Raw genomic sequence first — 6865 nt, 5'->3', positions numbered from 1 at the left:
TTCCTAGGCTGTTTCCTGGTGGGATCCTCTAGAGTCGACCTGCAGGCATGCAAGCTTGAGTATTCTATAGTCTCACCTAAATAGCTTGGCGTAATCATGGTCATAGCTGTTTCCTGTGTGAAATTGTTATCCGCTCACAATTCCACACAACATACGAGCCGGAAGCATAAAGTGTAAAGCCTGGGGTGCCTAATGAGTGAGCTAACTCACATTAATTGCGTTGCGCTCACTGCCCGCTTTCCAGTCGGGAAACCTGTCGTGCCAGCTGCATTAATGAATCGGCCAACGCGAACCCCTTGCGGCCGCCCGGGCCGTCGACCAATTCTCATGTTTGACAGCTTATCATCGAATTTCTGCCATTCATCCGCTTATTATCACTTATTCAGGCGTAGCAACCAGGCGTTTAAGGGCACCAATAACTGCCTTAAAAAAATTACGCCCCGCCCTGCCACTCATCGCAGTACTGTTGTAATTCATTAAGCATTCTGCCGACATGGAAGCCATCACAAACGGCATGATGAACCTGAATCGCCAGCGGCATCAGCACCTTGTCGCCTTGCGTATAATATTTGCCCATGGTGAAAACGGGGGCGAAGAAGTTGTCCATATTGGCCACGTTTAAATCAAAACTGGTGAAACTCACCCAGGGATTGGCTGAGACGAAAAACATATTCTCAATAAACCCTTTAGGGAAATAGGCCAGGTTTTCACCGTAACACGCCACATCTTGCGAATATATGTGTAGAAACTGCCGGAAATCGTCGTGGTATTCACTCCAGAGCGATGAAAACGTTTCAGTTTGCTCATGGAAAACGGTGTAACAAGGGTGAACACTATCCCATATCACCAGCTCACCGTCTTTCATTGCCATACGAAATTCCGGATGAGCATTCATCAGGCGGGCAAGAATGTGAATAAAGGCCGGATAAAACTTGTGCTTATTTTTCTTTACGGTCTTTAAAAAGGCCGTAATATCCAGCTGAACGGTCTGGTTATAGGTACATTGAGCAACTGACTGAAATGCCTCAAAATGTTCTTTACGATGCCATTGGGATATATCAACGGTGGTATATCCAGTGATTTTTTTCTCCATTTTAGCTTCCTTAGCTCCTGAAAATCTCGATAACTCAAAAAATACGCCCGGTAGTGATCTTATTTCATTATGGTGAAAGTTGGAACCTCTTACGTGCCGATCAACGTCTCATTTTCGCCAAAAGTTGGCCCAGGGCTTCCCGGTATCAACAGGGACACCAGGATTTATTTATTCTGCGAAGTGATCTTCCGTCACAGGTATTTATTCGCGATAAGCTCATGGAGCGGCGTAACCGTCGCACAGGAAGGACAGAGAAAGCGCGGATCTGGGAAGTGACGGACAGAACGGTCAGGACCTGGATTGGGGAGGCGGTTGCCGCCGCTGCTGCTGACGGTGTGACGTTCTCTGTTCCGGTCACACCACATACGTTCCGCCATTCCTATGCGATGCACATGCTGTATGCCGGTATACCGCTGAAAGTTCTGCAAAGCCTGATGGGACATAAGTCCATCAGTTCAACGGAAGTCTACACGAAGGTTTTTGCGCTGGATGTGGCTGCCCGGCACCGGGTGCAGTTTGCGATGCCGGAGTCTGATGCGGTTGCGATGCTGAAACAATTATCCTGAGAATAAATGCCTTGGCCTTTATATGGAAATGTGGAACTGAGTGGATATGCTGTTTTTGTCTGTTAAACAGAGAAGCTGGCTGTTATCCACTGAGAAGCGAACGAAACAGTCGGGAAAATCTCCCATTATCGTAGAGATCCGCATTATTAATCTCAGGAGCCTGTGTAGCGTTTATAGGAAGTAGTGTTCTGTCATGATGCCTGCAAGCGGTAACGAAAACGATTTGAATATGCCTTCAGGAACAATAGAAATCTTCGTGCGGTGTTACGTTGAAGTGGAGCGGATTATGTCAGCAATGGACAGAACAACCTAATGAACACAGAACCATGATGTGGTCTGTCCTTTTACAGCCAGTAGTGCTCGCCGCAGTCGAGCGACAGGGCGAAGCCCTCGGCTGGTTGCCCTCGCCGCTGGGCTGGCGGCCGTCTATGGCCCTGCAAACGCGCCAGAAACGCCGTCGAAGCCGTGTGCGAGACACCGCGGCCGGCCGCCGGCGTTGTGGATACCTCGCGGAAAACTTGGCCCTCACTGACAGATGAGGGGCGGACGTTGACACTTGAGGGGCCGACTCACCCGGCGCGGCGTTGACAGATGAGGGGCAGGCTCGATTTCGGCCGGCGACGTGGAGCTGGCCAGCCTCGCAAATCGGCGAAAACGCCTGATTTTACGCGAGTTTCCCACAGATGATGTGGACAAGCCTGGGGATAAGTGCCCTGCGGTATTGACACTTGAGGGGCGCGACTACTGACAGATGAGGGGCGCGATCCTTGACACTTGAGGGGCAGAGTGCTGACAGATGAGGGGCGCACCTATTGACATTTGAGGGGCTGTCCACAGGCAGAAAATCCAGCATTTGCAAGGGTTTCCGCCCGTTTTTCGGCCACCGCTAACCTGTCTTTTAACCTGCTTTTAAACCAATATTTATAAACCTTGTTTTTAACCAGGGCTGCGCCCTGTGCGCGTGACCGCGCACGCCGAAGGGGGGTGCCCCCCCTTCTCGAACCCTCCCGGTCGAGTGAGCGAGGAAGCACCAGGGAACAGCACTTATATATTCTGCTTACACACGATGCCTGAAAAAACTTCCCTTGGGGTTATCCACTTATCCACGGGGATATTTTTATAATTATTTTTTTTATAGTTTTTCGATCTTCTTTTTTAGAGCGCCTTGTAGGCCTTTATCCATGCTGGTTCTAGAGAAGGTGTTGTGACAAATTGCCCTTTCAGTGTGACAAATCACCCTCAAATGACAGTCCTGTCTGTGACAAATTGCCCTTAACCCTGTGACAAATTGCCCTCAGAAGAAGCTGTTTTTTCACAAAGTTATCCCTGCTTATTGACTCTTTTTTATTTAGTGTGACAATCTAAAAACTTGTCACACTTCACATGGATCTGTCATGGCGGAAACAGCGGTTATCAATCACAAGAAACGTAAAAATAGCCCGCGAATCGTCCAGTCAAACGACCTCACTGAGGCGGCATATAGTCTCTCCCGGGATCAAAAACGTATGCTGTATCTGTTCGTTGACCAGATCAGAAAATCTGATGGCACCCTACAGGAACATGACGGTATCTGCGAGATCCATGTTGCTAAATATGCTGAAATATTCGGATTGACCTCTGCGGAAGCCAGTAAGGATATACGGCAGGCATTGAAGAGTTTCGCGGGGAAGGAAGTGGTTTTTTATCGCCCTGAAGAGGATGCCGGCGATGAAAAAGGCTATGAATCTTTTCCTTGGTTTATCAAACGTGCGCACAGTCCATCCAGAGGGCTTTACAGTGTACATATCAACCCATATCTCATTCCCTTCTTTATCGGGTTACAGAACCGGTTTACGCAGTTTCGGCTTAGTGAAACAAAAGAAATCACCAATCCGTATGCCATGCGTTTATACGAATCCCTGTGTCAGTATCGTAAGCCGGATGGCTCAGGCATCGTCTCTCTGAAAATCGACTGGATCATAGAGCGTTACCAGCTGCCTCAAAGTTACCAGCGTATGCCTGACTTCCGCCGCCGCTTCCTGCAGGTCTGTGTTAATGAGATCAACAGCAGAACTCCAATGCGCCTCTCATACATTGAGAAAAAGAAAGGCCGCCAGACGACTCATATCGTATTTTCCTTCCGCGATATCACTTCCATGACGACAGGATAGTCTGAGGGTTATCTGTCACAGATTTGAGGGTGGTTCGTCACATTTGTTCTGACCTACTGAGGGTAATTTGTCACAGTTTTGCTGTTTCCTTCAGCCTGCATGGATTTTCTCATACTTTTTGAACTGTAATTTTTAAGGAAGCCAAATTTGAGGGCAGTTTGTCACAGTTGATTTCCTTCTCTTTCCCTTCGTCATGTGACTTGATATCGGGGGTTAGTTCGTCATCATTGATGAGGGTTGATTATCACAGTTTATTACTCTGAATTGGCTATCCGCGTGTGTACCTCTACCTGGAGTTTTTCCCACGGTGGATATTTCTTCTTGCGCTGAGCGTAAGAGCTATCTGACAGAACAGTTCTTCTTTGCTTCCTCGCCAGTTCGCTCGCTATGCTCGGTTACACGGCTGCGGCGAGCGCTAGTGATAATAAGTGACTGAGGTATGTGCTCTTCTTATCTCCTTTTGTAGTGTTGCTCTTATTTTAAACAACTTTGCGGTTTTTTGATGACTTTGCGATTTTGTTGTTGCTTTGCAGTAAATTGCAAGATTTAATAAAAAAACGCAAAGCAATGATTAAAGGATGTTCAGAATGAAACTCATGGAAACACTTAACCAGTGCATAAACGCTGGTCATGAAATGACGAAGGCTATCGCCATTGCACAGTTTAATGATGACAGCCCGGAAGCGAGGAAAATAACCCGGCGCTGGAGAATAGGTGAAGCAGCGGATTTAGTTGGGGTTTCTTCTCAGGCTATCAGAGATGCCGAGAAAGCAGGGCGACTACCGCACCCGGATATGGAAATTCGAGGACGGGTTGAGCAACGTGTTGGTTATACAATTGAACAAATTAATCATATGCGTGATGTGTTTGGTACGCGATTGCGACGTGCTGAAGACGTATTTCCACCGGTGATCGGGGTTGCTGCCCATAAAGGTGGCGTTTACAAAACCTCAGTTTCTGTTCATCTTGCTCAGGATCTGGCTCTGAAGGGGCTACGTGTTTTGCTCGTGGAAGGTAACGACCCCCAGGGAACAGCCTCAATGTATCACGGATGGGTACCAGATCTTCATATTCATGCAGAAGACACTCTCCTGCCTTTCTATCTTGGGGAAAAGGACGATGTCACTTATGCAATAAAGCCCACTTGCTGGCCGGGGCTTGACATTATTCCTTCCTGTCTGGCTCTGCACCGTATTGAAACTGAGTTAATGGGCAAATTTGATGAAGGTAAACTGCCCACCGATCCACACCTGATGCTCCGACTGGCCATTGAAACTGTTGCTCATGACTATGATGTCATAGTTATTGACAGCGCGCCTAACCTGGGTATCGGCACGATTAATGTCGTATGTGCTGCTGATGTGCTGATTGTTCCCACGCCTGCTGAGTTGTTTGACTACACCTCCGCACTGCAGTTTTTCGATATGCTTCGTGATCTGCTCAAGAACGTTGATCTTAAAGGGTTCGAGCCTGATGTACGTATTTTGCTTACCAAATACAGCAATAGTAATGGCTCTCAGTCCCCGTGGATGGAGGAGCAAATTCGGGATGCCTGGGGAAGCATGGTTCTAAAAAATGTTGTACGTGAAACGGATGAAGTTGGTAAAGGTCAGATCCGGATGAGAACTGTTTTTGAACAGGCCATTGATCAACGCTCTTCAACTGGTGCCTGGAGAAATGCTCTTTCTATTTGGGAACCTGTCTGCAATGAAATTTTCGATCGTCTGATTAAACCACGCTGGGAGATTAGATAATGAAGCGTGCGCCTGTTATTCCAAAACATACGCTCAATACTCAACCGGTTGAAGATACTTCGTTATCGACACCAGCTGCCCCGATGGTGGATTCGTTAATTGCGCGCGTAGGAGTAATGGCTCGCGGTAATGCCATTACTTTGCCTGTATGTGGTCGGGATGTGAAGTTTACTCTTGAAGTGCTCCGGGGTGATAGTGTTGAGAAGACCTCTCGGGTATGGTCAGGTAATGAACGTGACCAGGAGCTGCTTACTGAGGACGCACTGGATGATCTCATCCCTTCTTTTCTACTGACTGGTCAACAGACACCGGCGTTCGGTCGAAGAGTATCTGGTGTCATAGAAATTGCCGATGGGAGTCGCCGTCGTAAAGCTGCTGCACTTACCGAAAGTGATTATCGTGTTCTGGTTGGCGAGCTGGATGATGAGCAGATGGCTGCATTATCCAGATTGGGTAACGATTATCGCCCAACAAGTGCTTATGAACGTGGTCAGCGTTATGCAAGCCGATTGCAGAATGAATTTGCTGGAAATATTTCTGCGCTGGCTGATGCGGAAAATATTTCACGTAAGATTATTACCCGCTGTATCAACACCGCCAAATTGCCTAAATCAGTTGTTGCTCTTTTTTCTCACCCCGGTGAACTATCTGCCCGGTCAGGTGATGCACTTCAAAAAGCCTTTACAGATAAAGAGGAATTACTTAAGCAGCAGGCATCTAACCTTCATGAGCAGAAAAAAGCTGGGGTGATATTTGAAGCTGAAGAAGTTATCACTCTTTTAACTTCTGTGCTTAAAACGTCATCTGCATCAAGAACTAGTTTAAGCTCACGACATCAGTTTGCTCCTGGAGCGACAGTATTGTATAAGGGCGATAAAATGGTGCTTAACCTGGACAGGTCTCGTGTTCCAACTGAGTGTATAGAGAAAATTGAGGCCATTCTTAAGGAACTTGAAAAGCCAGCACCCTGATGCGACCACGTTTTAGTCTACGTTTATCTGTCTTTACTTAATGTCCTTTGTTACAGGCCAGAAAGCATAACTGGCCTGAATATTCTCTCTGGGCCCACTGTTCCACTTGTATCGTCGGTCTGATAATCAGACTGGGACCACGGTCCCACTCGTATCGTCGGTCTGATTATTAGTCTGGGACCACGGTCCCACTCGTATCGTCGGTCTGATTATTAGTCTGGGACCACGGTCCCACTCGTATCGTCGGTCTGATAATCAGACTGGGACCACGGTCCCACTCGTATGGTCGGTCTGCTTATTCGCCCACACACCGTCTCACTTGTACCTCCAG

General features: G+C 47.6%; 5 protein-coding genes. 4 read left to right on the top strand and 1 reads right to left on the bottom strand.

Going from position 1 to position 6865, the window contains the following annotated elements:
- Nucleotides 1-433 precede the first annotated feature (433 nt).
- Entirely contained in the window at nucleotides 434-1093 is a 660-nt protein-coding gene (locus BHE97_RS19475) for a type A-1 chloramphenicol O-acetyltransferase (RefSeq protein ID WP_000412211.1), read from the bottom strand.
- A gap of 218 nt (nucleotides 1094-1311) precedes the next feature.
- On the opposite strand from BHE97_RS19475, the gene BHE97_RS19470 reads away from it, so the two are divergent.
- From BHE97_RS19470 to BHE97_RS19445, 4 genes are all read left to right on the top strand, one after another.
- A complete protein-coding gene (locus BHE97_RS19470) occupies nucleotides 1312-1659 on the top strand; it encodes a tyrosine-type recombinase/integrase (RefSeq protein ID WP_000442160.1) in 348 nt (115 codons plus the stop codon).
- A 1394-nt stretch (nucleotides 1660-3053) separates the two neighbouring features.
- Nucleotides 3054-3809, top strand: coding sequence for a replication initiation protein RepE (repE, locus tag BHE97_RS19455; RefSeq protein ID WP_000852146.1), 756 nt, complete (start codon nucleotides 3054-3056; stop codon nucleotides 3807-3809).
- A gap of 587 nt (nucleotides 3810-4396) precedes the next feature.
- Nucleotides 4397-5563 (top strand): plasmid-partitioning protein SopA, encoded by a 1167-nt coding sequence (gene sopA / locus BHE97_RS19450; protein WP_000772446.1) that lies wholly within the window; start codon nucleotides 4397-4399, stop codon nucleotides 5561-5563.
- A complete protein-coding gene (locus BHE97_RS19445; RefSeq protein WP_000817031.1) occupies nucleotides 5563-6534 on the top strand; it encodes a ParB/RepB/Spo0J family plasmid partition protein in 972 nt (323 codons plus the stop codon). Before sopA ends, BHE97_RS19445 begins: the two co-directional genes overlap by 1 nt.
- Nucleotides 6535-6865 lie beyond the last annotated feature (331 nt).

The organism is Aeromicrobium sp. PE09-221, assembly GCF_002174305.1.
In the GTDB taxonomy this organism is placed as follows: Bacteria; Actinomycetota; Actinomycetes; order Propionibacteriales; family Nocardioidaceae; genus Aeromicrobium.
This window is presented reverse-complemented; position numbering and strand designations above follow the sequence as displayed.

Bases quoted from the DNA above. Each gene is read 5' to 3' on its own strand.
- BHE97_RS19475 (WP_000412211.1), bottom strand. From the start codon at position 1,093: ATGGAGAAAAAAATCACTGGATATACCACCGTTGATATATCCCAATGG.
- BHE97_RS19470 (WP_000442160.1), top strand. From the start codon at position 1,312: ATGGAGCGGCGTAACCGTCGCACAGGAAGGACAGAGAAAGCGCGGATC.
- repE (WP_000852146.1), top strand. From the start codon at position 3,054: ATGGCGGAAACAGCGGTTATCAATCACAAGAAACGTAAAAATAGCCCG.
- sopA (WP_000772446.1), top strand. From the start codon at position 4,397: ATGAAACTCATGGAAACACTTAACCAGTGCATAAACGCTGGTCATGAA.
- BHE97_RS19445 (WP_000817031.1), top strand. From the start codon at position 5,563: ATGAAGCGTGCGCCTGTTATTCCAAAACATACGCTCAATACTCAACCG.